Annotated in this window: 12 protein-coding genes and 2 pseudogenes; 3 read left to right on the forward strand and 11 right to left on the reverse strand. The window is 69.2% G+C overall.

The genetic code is table 11. The features are described from left to right. Nucleotides 1–194: 194 nt before the first annotated feature. The 7 genes and pseudogenes from R2S09_RS27145 to R2S09_RS27175 all read right to left on the reverse strand — a co-directional run bounded on the left by R2S09_RS27145 (nt 195) and on the right by R2S09_RS27175 (nt 9,017). Nucleotides 195–2,042, reverse strand: a complete 1,848-nt coding sequence (locus R2S09_RS27145) for an adenylyl cyclase (protein WP_316743819.1) — start codon at nt 2,040–2,042, stop codon at nt 195–197. Between the two features lie 277 nt (nt 2,043–2,319). Further along, the gene (locus R2S09_RS27150) at nt 2,320–3,678 is read right to left on the reverse strand and encodes a GH1 family beta-glucosidase (RefSeq protein ID WP_316743861.1); all 1,359 of its coding nucleotides are present in this window, start codon (nt 3,676–3,678) and stop codon (nt 2,320–2,322) included. 29 nt (nt 3,679–3,707) lie between these two features. Beyond that, nucleotides 3,708–4,547, reverse strand: a complete 840-nt coding sequence (locus R2S09_RS27155; protein ID WP_030174916.1) for a carbohydrate ABC transporter permease — start codon at nt 4,545–4,547, stop codon at nt 3,708–3,710. Nucleotides 4,548–4,623: 76 nt separating this feature from the next. Further along, nucleotides 4,624–5,610, reverse strand: coding sequence for a sugar ABC transporter permease (locus R2S09_RS27160; RefSeq protein WP_316743821.1), 987 nt, complete (start codon nt 5,608–5,610; stop codon nt 4,624–4,626). Nucleotides 5,611–5,615: 5 nt separating this feature from the next. After that, nucleotides 5,616–6,932 carry a sugar ABC transporter substrate-binding protein gene (locus R2S09_RS27165; protein ID WP_316743822.1) on the reverse strand — a complete coding sequence of 439 codons (1,317 nt, stop codon included), beginning with the start codon at nt 6,930–6,932 and terminating at the stop codon, nt 5,616–5,618. A 341-nt stretch (nt 6,933–7,273) separates the two neighbouring features. Beyond that, nucleotides 7,274–7,438: pseudogene (locus R2S09_RS27170) on the reverse strand (hypothetical protein); the annotation flags it as partial. Nucleotides 7,439–7,496: 58 nt separating this feature from the next. After that, the gene (locus tag R2S09_RS27175; RefSeq protein WP_316743823.1) at nt 7,497–9,017 is read right to left on the reverse strand and encodes a competence protein CoiA family protein; all 1,521 of its coding nucleotides are present in this window, start codon (nt 9,015–9,017) and stop codon (nt 7,497–7,499) included. 532 nt (nt 9,018–9,549) lie between these two features. Between R2S09_RS27175 and R2S09_RS27180 the strand changes: the two genes are divergently transcribed. Together R2S09_RS27180 and R2S09_RS27185 are read left to right on the forward strand one after the other, a co-directional pair. Then, nucleotides 9,550–10,404, forward strand: a complete 855-nt coding sequence (locus R2S09_RS27180) for a S1 family peptidase (RefSeq protein WP_316743825.1) — start codon at nt 9,550–9,552, stop codon at nt 10,402–10,404. A gap of 844 nt (nt 10,405–11,248) precedes the next feature. Beyond that, nucleotides 11,249–12,163, forward strand: coding sequence for a YceI family protein (locus R2S09_RS27185; RefSeq protein ID WP_306191323.1), 915 nt, complete (start codon nt 11,249–11,251; stop codon nt 12,161–12,163). 51 nt (nt 12,164–12,214) lie between these two features. Here R2S09_RS27185 and R2S09_RS27190 read toward each other — a convergent pair whose 3' ends face one another. The 3 genes and pseudogenes from R2S09_RS27190 to R2S09_RS40650 form a co-directional block, all read right to left on the reverse strand. Then, nucleotides 12,215–12,415, reverse strand: a complete 201-nt coding sequence (locus R2S09_RS27190) for a hypothetical protein (RefSeq protein WP_316743828.1) — start codon at nt 12,413–12,415, stop codon at nt 12,215–12,217. A 137-nt stretch (nt 12,416–12,552) separates the two neighbouring features. Then, nucleotides 12,553–13,320, reverse strand: coding sequence for a hypothetical protein (locus tag R2S09_RS27195; RefSeq protein WP_316743830.1), 768 nt, complete (start codon nt 13,318–13,320; stop codon nt 12,553–12,555). Nucleotides 13,321–13,365: 45 nt separating this feature from the next. Further along, a pseudogene (locus R2S09_RS40650) lies at nt 13,366–13,464 on the reverse strand (DUF2510 domain-containing protein); the annotation flags it as partial. 316 nt (nt 13,465–13,780) lie between these two features. Here R2S09_RS40650 and R2S09_RS27200 point away from each other — a divergent pair. Next, nucleotides 13,781–14,773, forward strand: coding sequence for a phospholipase D-like domain-containing protein (locus tag R2S09_RS27200; protein ID WP_316743832.1), 993 nt, complete (start codon nt 13,781–13,783; stop codon nt 14,771–14,773). Between the two features lie 96 nt (nt 14,774–14,869). Here the strand turns inward: R2S09_RS27200 and R2S09_RS27205 are convergent, their stop codons facing one another. Beyond that, nucleotides 14,870–15,673 carry a GH25 family lysozyme gene (locus tag R2S09_RS27205; protein ID WP_316743862.1) on the reverse strand — a complete coding sequence of 268 codons (804 nt, stop codon included), beginning with the start codon at nt 15,671–15,673 and terminating at the stop codon, nt 14,870–14,872. Nucleotides 15,674–15,910 lie beyond the last annotated feature (237 nt).

A 15,910-nucleotide genomic window follows, 5' to 3' on the forward strand; every position in this document is an offset into this window, starting at 1 on the left:
CAACCCCCGCGGCGCACGCCTCCCCCACCTACCCGCCGCACATCGGAGGCGACCCGCGCGACGACGGCCGTGGCCTCCTCCTCCTTGCCGAGGCCCTGACCGACCGCTGGGGCTGTAGGCCCGTGCCGACGGCAGGCCCGGCAAGACCGTGTGGGCGGAGTGCGCCGTGCGAGCCGCACCGCCCGCGGCGCAGGTCAGACCACCCCGACGCCGTTCGAGTACGACTTCATGTTGTAGGTTCCGAAGCCGTTCTCCACGGGATCGCCCGTGTTGTTGATGCAGTGCAGGATTCCGCCGCCGCCCGCGCCGTTGAGGCAGACGGTCATCAGCGAGGTGAAGACGACGCCCGGAGTGTCGGGGACCTCGTAGGCGCGGTCGGTGTAGATGTTCGCGTTGAGGTTGAAGTAGGCGTAGCTGCCCAGGCCCCACGCGTGGTGCTCGGTGACGTGGTCGCCGACCTTGTAGGCGGCGAAGCCGTTGGTGCTGCCGTGCTTCCAGGCCGACTGCGTCGGGACGTCGTAGGGGTGCTCGTTCTGGAAGAAGTAGGTGCGGCCGTGGTTGCCGTTCCAGAGCACCTCGTAGTTCTGGTGGTGCTCGACGAACAGGCCGTAGGTGGTGACCCGGTCGCCGTTGACGAGGAAGCCGACGCCCGCGGGGTTGACCGACCAGCCGACCGTGCCGTCGAGGCCGTGGTCGGCGCGCCAGGCCCAGACGTGGTCGACGATCACGTCGTTGCTGTCGATCTGGATGCTGACCTCGGTGCCGCCGGGGACGGCGCCGCCGATGCGCGGGAAGACGTCGAAGAGCGCGGTGGGCCGGCGTGCGTGGTTCTTGCGGGTGTGGCCGTCGCCGACGCGCAGCAGCACGGGGGAGCTCGCGGAGGCGGCTTCGAGGATCACGCCGGCCACGGAGACGTCACCGATGTCGGCGACCTCGACGAGTGAGTTGCCCTTGACGGCCTGGAGGGTGGCCAGACCGAGGCCGAGAACGACGGTGCCCGGCCGGGAGACCCGCAGCGGCGCGGACAGCGGGTAGATGCCCGGGGTGAGCAGGAGGTGCTTGCCGCGAGCGAGCGCCGCGTTGATGCTCGCGGCTGAGTCGCCCGGCTGTGCGACGTGGAACTCGGTCAGCGGGATGCTGTGGCCGGCGGCCGGCCCGCCGGCCCAGGAGGTGCCGGTGCTGTTGCGGCGCAGCGCGGGCACGAAGACGTGGTACGCCCCGCGCCGGTCCACGGTCAGGAACGGCTTCTCCCGGACCACCGGGGTGCGGTCGACGGTCGTGTAGGGCGGGGTCGGGAAGGACGTGGCGGGTGCGCCCTGGACGCCGACGAAGACCATGTTCCAGTTGGCGCCGGTCCAGCTGCCGATGGTGTCGTTACGCGACAGCCACTGCTGCTGCGAGCCCGAGTTGATCTGGCCGTCCACCACGCTGTCGGCCAGGAAGCCGCCACTGGACCACCCGTTGCCGGGCGGGCTCGGCATGAGGATCATGTCGCCCTTGACGTGGACGCGCCGCATGGGCGCGGCCTGGGCGACGGCCCAGCGATCCAGCCCGTCCGGCGGCACGATGGTCAGGTTCTCGGCTGCCCGCCAGAAGTCCTGGGTGCCGTTGCCGCCGAACCACTGGGCGTCGACGGTCACATGACCGTTGATCACGACGTCCTCGGGACTGGCGCCGAGCCCCAGGACGTGGGTGTAGAAACCGACGTTGATCTCGACGTTGTACGTGCCCGGCTTGAACGCCAGGGCGTACCGCTCGGGGCCGAACTGGTTGGACTGCTGGACGGCGAACACGGCGTCGATCTGCGCCTGGATCGCCGCGTCGCCCATCGACGTGTCGAAGACCAGGACGTTCGGCCCCAGACCGGCCGTCCCGTGACCGGCGGCACCGTGACCGCCCGAGCCGGCGGCGGAGGCGGAGGCGGAGGCGGAGACGGGGGACGACGCGAAGGCGGCTCCCGCGGTTGCTCCGGCCAGCGGCACCGCTGCGGCAGCGGCCGCCGCCCCGCGGAGCAGGGCACGACGAGAGGGAATCACAGACACGGCTCTCCTTGAAACGGCGTTGGGTAAACGGAATCGCGGCCGGCCTCCGCGTGAGAGAGCGCTCTCAGCCACGAAATGAATCATCGTCGGTATGCAGCGTCAATAAGTCCGCACCAATAACGTGCCGCACTCCACGGTCAGTTGCCGTGCGGACAAGCCGGGGCCCTGGTCGTCGCTCGTGGAGAACGGGCAATGTGCCGAGCCCCGGCAACCTCGGAGTGGTGCGTACCGGGGGCACGGGCTCCCCCTCCCGTGCCCCCGGCCGTCCGGGCCGGGCTCAGGCGGCCCGGCGTCCTCCGGCGCGGTGGGCGCGGATGATGTCCGCGTACCGGTGGCCGCTGCCCTTGACGGTGCGTGCCTGGGTGGCGTAGTCGACGTGGACGAGGCCGAAACGCTTATCGTAGCCGTAGGCCCATTCGAAGTTGTCCAGGAGGGACCAGGCGAAGTAGCCGGCGAGGGGGGCGCCCTTGCGGGCGGCGGCGGCGCAGGCCGCGAGGTGCTGGACGAGGTAGTCCTGGCGCTGGGGGTCGTCGATGGTGCCGTCGGGGCGGACGACGTCCGGGAAGGCGGAGCCGTTCTCGGTGACGTAGAGCTTGCGGGCACCGTAGTCGTCGGTGAGGCGCAGGAGCAGGGATTCGATGCCGCTCGCGTCGATCTCCCAGTCCATGCCGGTGCGCGGCACGTCCGGGCGGCGTACCGAGCGGGCGTGGGGTGCCGGGCCGGTGGGGTCGTCCGCGACGTACGCCGGGAAGTAGTAGTTGAGGCCGAGCCAGTCCAGGGGGGCGGCGATGGTCTCCGCGTCGCCGGGGCGTTCGGGGAGGTCGACGCCGTAGACCTCGCGCATGTCGGCGGGGAAGCCGCGACCGTGCACCGGGTCCAGCCACCAGCGGTTGACGTGGCCGTCGTGGCGGCGGGCGGCCGCCGCGTCCTCGGGGCGGTCGGTGGCGGGGTGGACCGTGGAGAGGTTGTTGACGATGCCGATCCGGGCGTTAGGGGCGGCGGCGCGGATCGCCCGTACGGCCAGGCCGTGGCCGAGCAGGAGGTGGTACGAGGCGCGGACGGCCGGCGTCAGGTCGGTGAGGCCGGGGGCCATCTTGCCCTCGAGGTGACCGATCCAGGCCGAGCAGGACGGCTCGTTGAGGGTGGCCCAGTGGGTGACCCGGTCGCCCAGGCGTTCGGCGACCACCGACGCGTAGGCGGCGAAGTGCTCGGCGGTCGCCCGCTCGGGCCAGCCGCCGCGGTCCTGGAGGACCTGCGGGAGGTCCCAGTGGTAGAGGGTGACGGACGGGGTGATGCCCGCTTCCAGCAGGGCGTCGATCAACCGGTCGTAGAAGGCGAGCCCCTTGGGGTTCACCGGTCCCTCGCCGCCGGGCACGACGCGCGGCCAGGCGATGGACAGCCGGTAGGCGTTGGTGCCCAGGCGCCGCATCAGGGCGATGTCCTCGCGCCAGCGGTGGTAGTGGTCGCAGGCGGTGTCGCCGTGGTCGTCGTTGTCGATCTTCCCGGGGGTGTGGGAGAAGGTGTCCCAGATGGACGGGGAGCGGCCGTCCTCGGCGACGGCTCCCTCGATCTGGTACGCCGAGGTGGCCGTGCCCCACAGGAAGTCGTGCGGGAGCGCGGCGAGATCGATGGTCACAGAAGTCCCTTCGGGATCGAAGCGGTCGGTCACTTGACGGCTCCTGCCGTCAGCCCGGCGACGAGGTAGCGCTGCAGCAGCAGGAAGCCGGCGACCACGGGGACGCTGACGACGAGCGACGCGGCCATGATCTGGTTCCAGTACACGTCGTTCAGCGTGGAGTAGCCCTGCAGGCCCACGGCGAGCGTGCGGGTGGTGTCGTTGGTCATCACGGAGGCGAAGAGCACCTCGCCCCAGGCGGTCATGAAGGCGTAGACGGCGACGGCGACGATGCCGGGTACCGCGGCCGGCACGACGACGCGGAACAGCGCGCCGAGCGGCCCGCAGCCGTCCACCAGTGCCGCCTCGTCCAGGTCGCGCGGCACCGAGTCGAAGTAGCCGATCAGCATCCAGATGGAGAACGGGAGGGAGAAGGTGAGGTACGTGAGGATCAGGCCGCCGCGGGAGCCGAACAGGGCGATGCCGGTGGCGTTGCCGATGTTGACGTAGAGGAGGAACAGCGGGAGGAGGAAGAGGATGCCCGGGAACATCTGGGTGGACAGCACGGTGACAGTGAAGACGCGCTTGCCGCGGAAGCTGTAGCGGCTCACGGCGTACGCGGCGAAGACCGCGATCACCACCGAGCAGACCGTCGCCGCGCCCGCCACGATCAGCGAGTTCACGAAGTACCTCGCCAGCGGGACCGTCGACCAGATGTCGATGTAGGGGCGGATCGTCAGGCCGCTCGGCAGCCAGCGGAACTTGCCCGTGACGTCGGCCAGCGGCTTCAGGGAGCTGGAGACCATGACGTACACCGGCACCAGGACGAACCCGGTGAGCAGCGTGAGGAAGATCCGCCGGGACCAGAGAAAGGAGCGCGGCGGGGCCATCGGGGACCTGAAGGAGGTGGGCTGGGAGGTCTGGCCGGAGGACTGATAGGAGGACCTGTAGGAGGACCGGATGGAGTCAGACATCGGAGGTCCTCCGTCCGCGCGAGGTGAGCAGCAGGTACGCGCCCGTCACCACCAGCAGGAAGAGCAGCAGCAGGACGGACATCGCGGAGCCGGTGCCGAAGTTCCAGGTGACGAACGAGGCCTGGTAGATGTGGACCGAGATGAGGTCCGCGGCCTCCGGTGCGGCCTTGCCGAACAGGACGTACGGCGTGTTGAAGTCGTTGAACGTCCACAGGAACAGCACCAGGACGAGCACCTGGTTGACCGGGCGGAGGGACGGGAGGGTGATGCGGCGGATCTGCTGCCACATCCCGGCGCCGTCCAGGGCGGCCGCCTCGTACAGCTCCCGTGGGATGTTCTGCAGCCCGGCCATGATGATCAGGAAGGCGAACGGCCAGCCCTTCCACACCGACACCACGAGCAGCGCGACGAAGCTGTTGTCGCCGATCAGCCAGAAGGACGGCTTGCCGGTCAGGTGCAGCTGGTCGTGCAGGACGTGGTTCACCAGGCCGTTGTCGTGCTGGAACATGAACACCCAGGTGATGACGGCCGCGTAGACGGGCAGCGCGTACGGCACCAGGAACAGCGCGCGCAGCAGGCCGCGGCCGCGGAAGGTGTCCTGCATGCAGATCGCCGCGGTCGTGCCGATCAGCCAGCACAGGCCGACCGACAGCAGGGTGAAGCCGACGGTGACGAAGAAGGAGTGGAGCAGGGCCTCGCCGACGGGGGCGTCGAAGTCCACCGACACCTTGTAGTTGCCGAGGCCGGACCAGGGGGCGCTGCCCCAGTCGCGGATGTAGAACTGGGTGAGCTCCTTGAAGCTCATCACGACGCCGATGACCATCGGCACGAGGTGGACCAGGAGTTCGAGGAGCAGGGCGGGCAGGAGCAGCAGGTACGGCAGTCCGATGCGCCTCAGCCGCCCGGTGCGGCGCGGGGTGGGCGCCGCACCGGGGGCCGTGGTGCCCGCCGTCTCCCTGACGGCGGTGGTGGTGGTCATCGTGCTCACTTCGCCGGCATCTGCTGCTGGGCCTTTTCGAGCTTGGCCTTCACCGAGTCGGTGGTGACCGCGCGCCCGGCGGCGGCGTCGGCGAACAGCTCCTTGACGGCGGTGCCGACGGTCGTCTCGAACTGGGACTCCTGGGCGACCTGGGGCAGCGCGGCGGCGCTGGTGGCCAGGGTGTTCTTCAGGACGGCGTTGGCCGGGGTGTTGAACGAGGGGTCCGCCTGGGCGGACTTGACCGGCGGGATGGAGCTGTAGGCCGTGTTGAGGATCTTCTGCTCGTCGTCGCTGGTCATGAACTTCACGAACTTCGTGGCGCCGTCGAGGTTGTGGGTGTTCTTGAAGACGGCCATGTTGATGCCGGCAACCATCGAGTTGACCTGGGTGCCGGTGCCGGGCGTACCGGACTGCACGGGCACGGGGGCGATGCCGTAGGCGTCCTCGCTCATCCCCTGGGACTTGAGGTTGGCGGAGGCCGACTGCCACAGCAGCATCGCCGTCTTCCCCTTGGCGAAGTCGCTCACCGACTGGTTCTGCGCGTACTCGGCGTTGCCCTGCGGGACGACCTTGTCCTTGGCCATCAGGTCGACGTACTGCTTGACGGCGGCGACCGCTCCGTCGTTGGTGAAGTCGGGCTTGCCGTCGGCGGTGAAGAAGTCGGCGCCGTGCTGCTTGGCGAAGACGAAGACGTGGTGGATGTTCTCGGAGACGTTGGCCCCCTCGGCGCCGAGGACCTGCTTGCCCTTGGCCTGGATCTTCTTCCCGTCGGCGACCAGCTCGTCCCAGGTGGCGGGCGGCTTGGCGATCCCGGCGTCGGCGAAGATCTTCTTGTTGTAGTAGAGCGCGTACGCCATCGAGTACAGCGGTACGGCGGCCGGGTCCTGGCCCTGGACGCCGGTGGAGCCGAGGGCGGAGTCGACGAAGCGGTCCTTGCCGCCGATCTTCGCGAAGTTCTTCGCGTCCCACGGCAGCAGCGCGCCGGTGGCCTGGAGCGACGCGCTCCAGGTGTTGCCGATGTTGAGGACGTCGGGCCCCTGCCCGGAGGTGGTCGCGGTCAGGATCCGGTTGAGCAGGTCCGACCAGGGCACGACCTCCAGCTTCACCTTGATCCCGTACTGCTTCTCGAACTTGTCGAGTTCGGGCTGGAGGACCTTCTTGTCGACCTCGATGCTGGCGCCCTGGTTGGAGGCCCAGTACGTGAGCGTCTTCGGTGAGTCGCCCGACCCTCCGCCCGTCGACGAACCGCCTCCGCAGGCCGAGGCGGCAAGGGCGAGAGACAAGGTGACGGCGCCTACGGCCGCGGCTCGGATGCTGCGCATGGCTCCTGGTGTCCCTTTCCGGGAGTGAGAACCAGAGGGAGCGTTCGACCGTTCAACTCGTGAAGCACCCTCACGGCTTAATTTAGGACGTGAGTTAAACCCTTCGACGGAGGTCCGTCAAGGGTTGCGGCACGGAGGAATCGGTGAAGGTCGCGAATGCTACGGAGAGTGGGCAACCGGGGGCTGTGAGCGGTGCGTTGGTGTGTGGGGCGGGGCGGCGTGGGACGGGGCGGCGTGGGGCGGACCGTGGCGCGGTGGGGGCCGGTCCTCCGGCACCACGGGAGGGACCGGCCCGGCGAACCGCCGCCCGGCACGGACTTCACCGACGGCACGCTCTACAGCTACCCGGCAGGCGCCGAGTCCGGGACGGCCCCCGGCGCGGGGGCGTACCCGGCAAGACGGGTGGTGAAGGTGCCCCGGCCCTGGGTACGGCTGCGCAGTCGGGTCGCGTAGCCGAACAGCTCGGCCGGCGGGACGGTGGCGGTCACCACCGTGGTCCCGGCGCGGACAGCCCGCTCCTGCTCGGTGCGCACGCTCGACGCGAGCGGCGCGGTACGAACGAGTCTAGGGAAGCACGAGACTCGAAGCACCGGAATTTGTGATCACGAACTGCTGGCCCTGAAGTCTCCGGTCTCGGCGATGGCTGCGCAGATCCTCCTCCCACGAGGCCTGCGCATCCTCGGGAGCAGGAACCGGGCGGTCCAGGTGGTCCAGCACGTCGGCGTACAGCGGATGCACCCGGTTTCCTCGAGCGGCCACGAGGGCCGACAGAAGCGGCCGGTCCGAGCACGTCCCGCGGTCCGCCTCGACCAGTATCGACACCTTGTCGTTCGGGTGAAGCGCCGGCAGCCGAGCGTCCAGACGTGACCCGAGCTCCGTCCACGTGAGCGGACGTCCCGTCCGGGCGGCCATGCCCAGGGTCCATCGAACCAGCTCGGCACAAGCACATATCTCCCGGAAAGTGGGACGCGCGGCCATGGCGGCAGCGTGGGCGCGCCACGTGGCGACACGCGCTCGCAGGGCGGTACCCGGCCGGTGCCACAAGGCTTCCTCATACGCCCTGACCTTGCGCAGGACGGTCTGCATCTGGTCGAGATGGAGGTCGTCCCCCACCCGATCGAGATGATCGAGGAGGACGATCAGGCGCTCGGTGGTCTCCCTGTCCTCCCGCGCACGGATGCGGTCCAGCGTCAGAGCCGATGGGGGTGGACCGCTCCTCGTGGATTCGGGGGCGGCGAGGGCGGGCGCCGGATCGCTGCGTGCCGAGGGCGGCTGTTCGGTGTGACGTTCTGCGGGAGGTTCGGCCGGCTGCCTCCGGACGACCGGCCTCGTGGGCGAGGGCATCTCCCGGCCTCGGGGGACGAGCCCGCTCTCGGTGAGCTCCAGTGCGGGAGCTTGTATGCCGTGGGCGGTCATCCGGCACTGGGAAAGGGAGACCCACTCGACAGGGGAATCCGGGAACTGTACGCCGACTTCCACCACGCGTGTGACCCCGAGTGGACGGCACTGGATCCGGATGGCGTACCCCTGCCTGTCCATCTGCCAGTTGGCCAGCATGCTGTCGGGTCCGAACAGCCACTGGACGCCGGCCCACTGACCGTGGAGCTCCGCGTCGGTGCGTTCCCATTCCGCTTTGGACCGCCGGGCCAGCTGTACTCGCGCGAGGTGACGGTGTACGTCTCCGCCACGCGTATAGGTGACGTCGACCACCTCGCGAAGGCTCTGCCCGCGCTGTTTGTACCGCACCTGCACGTTCTTGTACTTCTGCTCCTTCATCCAGGCCGCGAGAGCCCTGCCGATGTAGAGGTGGTCAGCGCTGGCCTCGTTCGTCGACACGCGCCGGCAGTGACCCGACACAACATGTGCGAAGTGGCACTTCTTGTCACGGTACTTGCGTGCCGACAGTTTCCGGCCGCAGCCCCCGAGAAGCGTGCCGCAGTAGAACTCCCTGGCCGGGTAGGCCCGGATGAAGCGGTCGAAGTCGGAGCCGTCCATGGGCAAGTACACCGGGTGGTCGGCGCCCGGCGAACCCGCGACCGCCGTCTGGACCTTGCGCGTGTCCTCTTCATCGGCGAGCAGGGGCATGTTCGGGCTCCGAGGGTGATCACAGTGAACGGACGGCGGGTTCGGGGGGCGGCTTCGCGCGCCGCGGTACGAAGCCGTTCCCCGGCGGAACCGCTCGGGGCCGCACACCCCGACAGGTTAACCATCCACGGAAGAATCACGTAACCCCCACAGCGGGCACATAACCGCAGGCCGGACGGCACACTGGTCCCAGGCTCGGCTGACTGCGGCAGCGTACGCCGGAGACCTCGGCCGACCCTCTTCGCTGATCGCGGTCAGCGGCACCCGCGGCGAACGCCTCCGCCGCCTTTCCGTCTCCGCAGGGCAGGACACATGGGGGAAGGCTCTTCGGAACCGACGTCGTGGCGACCGACACGAGCGTTGCAGGCATCCCACAGCACCCGTGACGCCCGTTCAACTCCGCGCTTGGACAGTTCATTACGTTCCCTTGTGCCTGCGGGGAGTTGGCCAGAATACTCAGCTTTGACAGGAACACGACGTGACCCGTCGTGGTTCCGGCCGCCAATCCTTGCTGACGCCTGAGGAGGCCGTCTTGAGGTTCAAGCGCACCACCTTCGCCACCGCGATAGCGTCCGCCCTGATCGCCGCCGGCGCCCTGGCAGGGCCCGCACAGGCCGCCCCGAGCCCCGCGCAGCAGGCCAAGAGCGCCGCCTCCGCGGTCGACGCCACGGGGATCGAGGGCATCTCCTGGGGCTACGACAAGCAGGGCAGATTGTTCGTGACCGCTGACAGCACGGTCTCGCGCGCCGACCTCGCCACACTCAAGCAGACCGCCGCGCGCTACGGCGACGCGGTGCGCGTCCAGCGGACCGCCGGCACCTTCAGCCCGGAGGTCAATCCCGGCGATGCCATCTGGGGCGTCGGCGGCCGCTATCTCTACCGCTGCTCGCTCGGCTTCAACGTGGTCAAGAACGGGACCTACTACTTCCTGACAGCCGGCCACTGCGCCAAGGACGTCAGCACCTGGTACACCGACCAGAACCGCAACACCCTCATCGGGAGCAACGTCGGCTACAGCTTCCCGGGCGACGACTACGCCCTGGTGCGCTACGACAACACCTCGCTCAGCCACTCCGGCGGGTACAGCGCTGCGGACGCCTACGTGGGCGAGACCGTCACTCGCGACGGTTCCACCACCGGCGTGCACTCCGGCAAGGTCACCGCGCTGAACGCCACCGTCCGCTACAGCAAGGGCGGCGGCACGGTCTACGGCCTGATCCAGACCACGGTGTGCGCGGAGCCCGGCGACTCCGGCGGCCCGCTGTACGACGGCAACAAGGCCATCGGCCTGACCTCCGGAGGCAGCGGCGACTGCACCTCCGGCGGCACCACGTTCTTCCAGCCGGTCACCGAGGCGCTGAGCGCCTATGGGGTCAGCCTGCTCTGAGGCGGCACGCAACAGCCCGCGGCCGGAATCGGAACGTTCCCGTTCCGGCCACGGCCCTCGCCGCCGGCGGGCGGCGAGGGCCGACGGCACCGTCCCGCGCCCGGCCCGAGCACAAAGGTCGCCCGCGAGACACTGGACAGGCAAAACCCGCGACGGCGGACGGTTTCGCGAGCCGTGTCACCCCGGAGGCGCCGGGCTCGGTGGCGCCGGCCGACGAAGAGGAACTGGACGACATCACCGGGATGCCCATCGCGCCGACCCTGAGGACCGTGTCGGCGGTGCCGCCGACCCGGCCGCCCGAGCCCGCGCACGGCCATCTCCACGCACGGCTTGTACTGCCCGAACACCCCCTCCTGGTACCGCGTAGCACGCGTCGGCTCGGAGCAGTCCGCCGAACCAACGACGGCGCAGATCACGGTGTCGGCACATCGCACCGGCGGCAACCGGTTCACCGAAGCGGGACATGTGTCCGCCTCTCCTCCAGCCTCCGACGCCAGGTGGCACCTGTGGCGGCGGATGTGTGGTGTGTGTGACGGAATCACGAGTCGCTCGTGAATGTCGCGGGAGTTCGAGTGTCGTTCGCCACAGCAGCGATGCAAAGCAACGTACCCAAGGCATGGCGGCGGGGCCCACGATTACGGTCTTTCGTGGTGATCAAGGACTTCTCAGTGGCCTTCACACGTCCGGCACCGGTGAAGCACTGCTCCGCACTGGCTGCCCTATGATCGTTGAAGAGTTGATCTCATCGCGCCTGCAACCAGTCTCTGGAAGATTTCGGCGACCACGAACGCCGACACATGAGCGGGCCTCGCAGTGGTGACACGCGTGAAGAAAGGTGAACAGCATGGCCCTCGGGCTGCTCCGACGTCGGCGTTCCCGTAGCTCTTCCGGTCCCGCGTCGGGCCTGTCGATGCCCCTGCCGGCCGGCGCGGGTGCGTACGGCTGTGAAGTCGTCGATCCCATGGGGCAGCCCATGGGCGGTGCCGAGGTCACGGTGACCGCGGTGGACAGCCACCGCGTCCTCGCGCGTGGCACCACCGATCCGTACGGCCTGTTCATGGCGACGCTGCCGCCCGGCTCCTACAGCGTGATGGCCACCGCGGAGGGACTGACACCCGCACGCGAGAGCGTCGACATTGCCGCCGGCGTCGCCCTCTCCCCCGCGCGTATCGCGCTGCTGCCCGCCCGTCAGCTGGAACTCCCGGCACCCGGCACCTGGTTGTTCGACCCTCCGCACACCGCGATCCGTTTCATCGCCAAGCACGTGGGCATGGCGCACGTCCACGGCCGCTTCACCCGATTCGACGGCGGCATCCGCGTCGCGCCGGACATGGCCGACTCCCAGGTGTCGGTGCGCATCGACGCCTCCAGCATCGCCACGGGCAACAGGACCCGTGACAACCACCTGCGTTCCGCCGACTTCCTCGACGTCGAGCGCTATCCGTACATCGACTTCGTCAGCAACCGGTTCGTCTACCGCGGCGGCTCCAAGTGGACGCTGCACGGCACGCTCACCATGCACGGCACCAGCCGCTCCGTGGGCCTGGACACGACGTACCTCGGCACGGTGAACGGCGGTTACGAGCAGGAACTGCGCTGCGCGGCACTGGCGACGGCGGAGCTGCACCGCGAGGACTTCACCCTCAACTGGCGTTCCATGCTGGCCCGCGGCATCGCTGTCGTCGGACCGACCGTGCAACTGGAGCTGGACGTGCAGGCGATGTACCGCACTCCCGAGACGCCCACGCCTCCGGAGTAGACGGCGGCGACCGGGCCTGTGGAGCGCCCGCGACTCACGGGCACCCGCGCCTCACGGCCGAGCCGTCAGCGCGGCTCTCACCTCGCCCCTGTCCATCGCCACCAGCCGCGGCACCCCGGCGTTCCAGCTCTCGGCCAGATCGTCCACGGCGCGGGCCACGGATCGGCCTATCCGCCGGGCGGTCAGGCCGAGTACGACGGCCGCCGACGGCCGCAGAAGCCCACGGCCGCTCAGGCGGACGGTGACGCGCACCTCCCACCTGTCGCCGTCACTCTGCAGGAGTTGATGCGGCGGACTTGATCGGCGACCAGTTGCGGACGTGCACTGGCCGGGGTGCTCTGCGGGTCTCGACTGCCGGACGTTCCGGTGACGGCCGGGCGGCGCCACGCTCAGGCGCTTATGCCGCTGCCACCGCCGTCGAGGCGCTCGATGCCATCAGTGATCCATTGCATGTCCGTCACGGACGGACCTCTGCTGTTGTCGTCGAAGCCGAAGCCGAGCAGCAGATAGCGGCCCTGGACCTGCGGCGAGGGGAACACCACCGCTTCCACGACGGCGTCGGGCCCCTTGCCCATGCTGACCTTCCAGCGGATGAAGTACCCTTTCCGGCCCGCGACCGTCACAGCCCCCGCGGCGGTCCGACGATGTCCGGTGATGCCGCCGTAGTCCTTCAGGCCGCTCGTGTTCGTACCGTAGGTGCTCTGCGCGACCTCGCCGATCTCGGCCTGTGCCAGCTCCTTGAGGGTCAGGTCGCCAGGATGCGCGATGGCCCGCGTGTACGCCCCGCCGGGCAGGCAGTAGTCGGCGGGCACCGCCGGGCAGTGGTACACGCTGCCGTACCCGAGACCCGAGCCGGTCTTGGTGGGAGTGCCGCGCCAGCCGCGCAGCACGGGGACGCGAAGGCCGTTGACCGTATCGTCGACGCGTCCGGTGACGGCGGGGCGCTGCCGCGGTGGCCGGCTCCCGCCACTGTGGCGGTCCTCGCCCGCGGATCCGGAAGGGCTCGGTTGGGCGCGGTGCGACGCCGACGGGCTCGGCGCGTGCCGGTCAGGGGAGGCAGCCCCGTGGGCCGACGGTGCCGTGGGGCCGCCGTCGCCGTCAGTCAGCACCACCGCCGCCGTGACGCCCCCGGCGACCAGGACGAGGGCGCCGGCCATGAGGCCCACGACCGGGCCGCGGCGCCGCTTCCGCCTGCCGGACGGCTGCGGCGCCTGCACATGCTCGGTCCAGGTCGTACCGTCCCACCACCGCTGCCCCGGCCGGGCCGCCGCCCTCGTGCCACGGGTCCGGGTACCATCCAGGGCTCGTCATGTCCACAGCGAGACCTTACCTTCACACACTGACGGCGCGACCACCGAGATCGACCGTCCCCACCCGCGGGGGTGAGCCCCCCTTTCTTCCGAGCTCGTGACAGGCGCCGCATGAGGCCATAGGAAGCTTTTGCCATTTCGAGGGAAACCCTCGCACCACCTTCCACCTGCACGGCGTCCGTTATGTCCGCGGCAACGGCCGGTTACTCACGCCATGTTCACCAAGCTGCCCCTCCACAGCGTTCTACGCGCGTGGTGTCATGCACGCGTCGTGCTCCACCAGTGCCAACTCGACTAGGAGTCAAGCATGCTGTGGAAGGTCCTCGGCCGCGCGGGTGTCGCCCTGGCCGCCGGTGCCGCGGTGGTGGCAACCGCCCTCCCCGCGAACGCCGCCGAATACTCGGCGTTCGCCTTCTCGCGCAGCGGCAGCCAGCCCACCATCTACGACTTCATCAACTCGGCCAGCACCTCTCTCGACATGACCATGTACGAGCTGGAGGACACCACCGCCGTCAACGACCTCATAGCCCTGAAGAACAAGGGTGTCACCGTCCGGGTCGTACTGGACCGCCAGCACAAGACCGCCAACAGCTCTGCGTACAACTCCCTGGGCAGCGCGGGAGTCGGCGTGGTGTGGTCGCCGTCCGCCTTCGTCTACACGCACCAGAAGACCATCACGGTGGACGGCGTGAAGTCCCTGATCATGACCGGCAACCTCACCTCGCAGTACTACACGACCAGCCGTGACTACGGCGTGTTCGACGACGACACACGCGACGTCGCCTCGATCGAGAAGGTCTTCAACGCCGACTACACGGGCACCTCGATCACCCCCACCGACGGCGACCACCTGCTCTGGTCCCCCACCGACTCCCGCAACCGGCTGCTGTCCGTCATCAACGGCGCCACCTCCGAACTCGACGTCGAGGAGCTGGAGTTCAGTGACAGCACGGTGGTCAACGCCATCGTGGCCCGGGCCAAGGCGGGCGTGGCCGTGCGGGTGGTGCTGGAGAACCCGTCCAGTTACGCCGGCCAGGTGTCCGCCATCAAGGCGGCGGGCGGCAAGGTCGTCGGCTACTCCGACCCCAACGGCTTCTACATCCACGCCAAGGCGATGGTCGCCGACTACGGCCTGTCCACCCAGAAGGTGGAGGCCGGCTCCATGAACATCAGCAGCAACTCGCTCGACAACAACAGAGAGCTGGGGCTCATCCTGACGGGCACGGGCGTCGCCGAGCCCGTCGCCACCACCGTCGAGACCACCTTCAACAGCGACTACTCGGGCGGCGCCCCGGCGTGACGGCGAACCGGTGACTCAGCGCCGGTGCCCACACTCCTGCGGCGGTACCCAGGTGGAGCGGGACCGTGTCCTGCTCCACCTGGGGCTTGAGCTGTGTCACGCCGTGTTGTTGGCCAGGGCCAGCAGCCGGGTGCGGTCGCCGTTGAAGCGGTCGCGGTCCACGTTGCCGGAGATGCCGCTGACGCTGCCGGTGGAGGTGTACTGCCAGACCGTCGCGTACGGGAAGCCGTTCGGGATGGTGGGGTCCGACGCGGAGGTCCAGCTCGCCACCCAGAGCGGGCTCCTGGCGGACATGCCGCTCCAACCGCCGGTGCAGGTGTTCCACCAGCTGGCGCTCGTGTAGATGACGACGTCGCGGCCGGTCTTCGACTTGTACGTGTTGTAGAAGTCGAGGATCCATGACTGCATGGCACTGGCCGACTTGTTGTAGCAGCCGCCTTCGAGGTCGAGCATCCCGGGCAGCGTCAGGTTGTCCCTCGACCAGGCGCCGCCGTTGTTGGCGAAGTAGGTCGCCTGTGTCGCGCCGGTGGACAGGTCCGGCCGCGCGAAGTGGTACGCGCCCCGGATCACGTTGTTGTTGTAGGCGTGCAGGTAGTTGGCACTGAACTGGGAGTCCTTGTACGAGGTGCCCTCGGTGGCCTTGATCCAGGCGAACTGGATGCCCGCCGATTTCACCGACGCCCAGTTGATCGTCCCCTGGTAGTGCGAGACGTCGATGCCGGGCGGGGGGTTCGTGGCGAAGGACGGGCTCACCACGGCCGTGCTGCTCAGCTGGAGTTGGCGCGTGTCCGGCTTGAAGTCCTTGCTGTCCTGGACGTAGCCGACGCCCGCGTATCCCTGGCCGAGCGGGATGGTGTCGCCCGACGGCGCGGGTCTGGCGGAGGCCGTGCCCGCCGTCATGGTCGCCGTCAGGGCGATGCTCGCGCCGAGGACGCCGGCCACGGTCAGAGTTCGGGCACTGCGAATTCGCGAGAACAAGGCTTTCCTCCTGGGCTTTCCGGTTGTGGGGTGTGGGGAGGTGCAAGGAGGTGCTGGGATGTGCAAGGAGGTACGGTTCGTGCGGGTCTACTCGCGTAGCACCGAGGCTGGCGCTCGTCACCGCGGCTTCGGTGCCGCGGCTGCGGACAAGGGTGTGGG

Source organism: Streptomyces sp. MK7 (assembly GCF_032658145.1).
Lineage (GTDB): Bacteria > Actinomycetota > Actinomycetes > Streptomycetales > Streptomycetaceae > Streptomyces > Streptomyces spiralis.

Bases quoted from the DNA above. Each gene is read 5' to 3' on its own strand.
- R2S09_RS27155 (WP_030174916.1), bottom strand. From the start codon at position 4,547: ATGGCCCCGCCGCGCTCCTTTCTCTGGTCCCGGCGGATCTTCCTCACG.
- R2S09_RS27160 (WP_316743821.1), bottom strand. From the start codon at position 5,610: ATGACCACCACCACCGCCGTCAGGGAGACGGCGGGCACCACGGCCCCC.
- R2S09_RS27165 (WP_316743822.1), bottom strand. From the start codon at position 6,932: ATGCGCAGCATCCGAGCCGCGGCCGTAGGCGCCGTCACCTTGTCTCTC.
- R2S09_RS27175 (WP_316743823.1), bottom strand. From the start codon at position 9,017: ATGCCCCTGCTCGCCGATGAAGAGGACACGCGCAAGGTCCAGACGGCG.
- R2S09_RS27185 (WP_306191323.1), top strand. From the start codon at position 11,249: ATGGCCCTCGGGCTGCTCCGACGTCGGCGTTCCCGTAGCTCTTCCGGT.
- R2S09_RS27195 (WP_316743830.1), bottom strand. From the start codon at position 13,320: ATGGCCGGCGCCCTCGTCCTGGTCGCCGGGGGCGTCACGGCGGCGGTG.
- R2S09_RS27200 (WP_316743832.1), top strand. From the start codon at position 13,781: ATGCTGTGGAAGGTCCTCGGCCGCGCGGGTGTCGCCCTGGCCGCCGGT.
- R2S09_RS27205 (WP_316743862.1), bottom strand. From the start codon at position 15,673: ATGACGGCGGGCACGGCCTCCGCCAGACCCGCGCCGTCGGGCGACACC.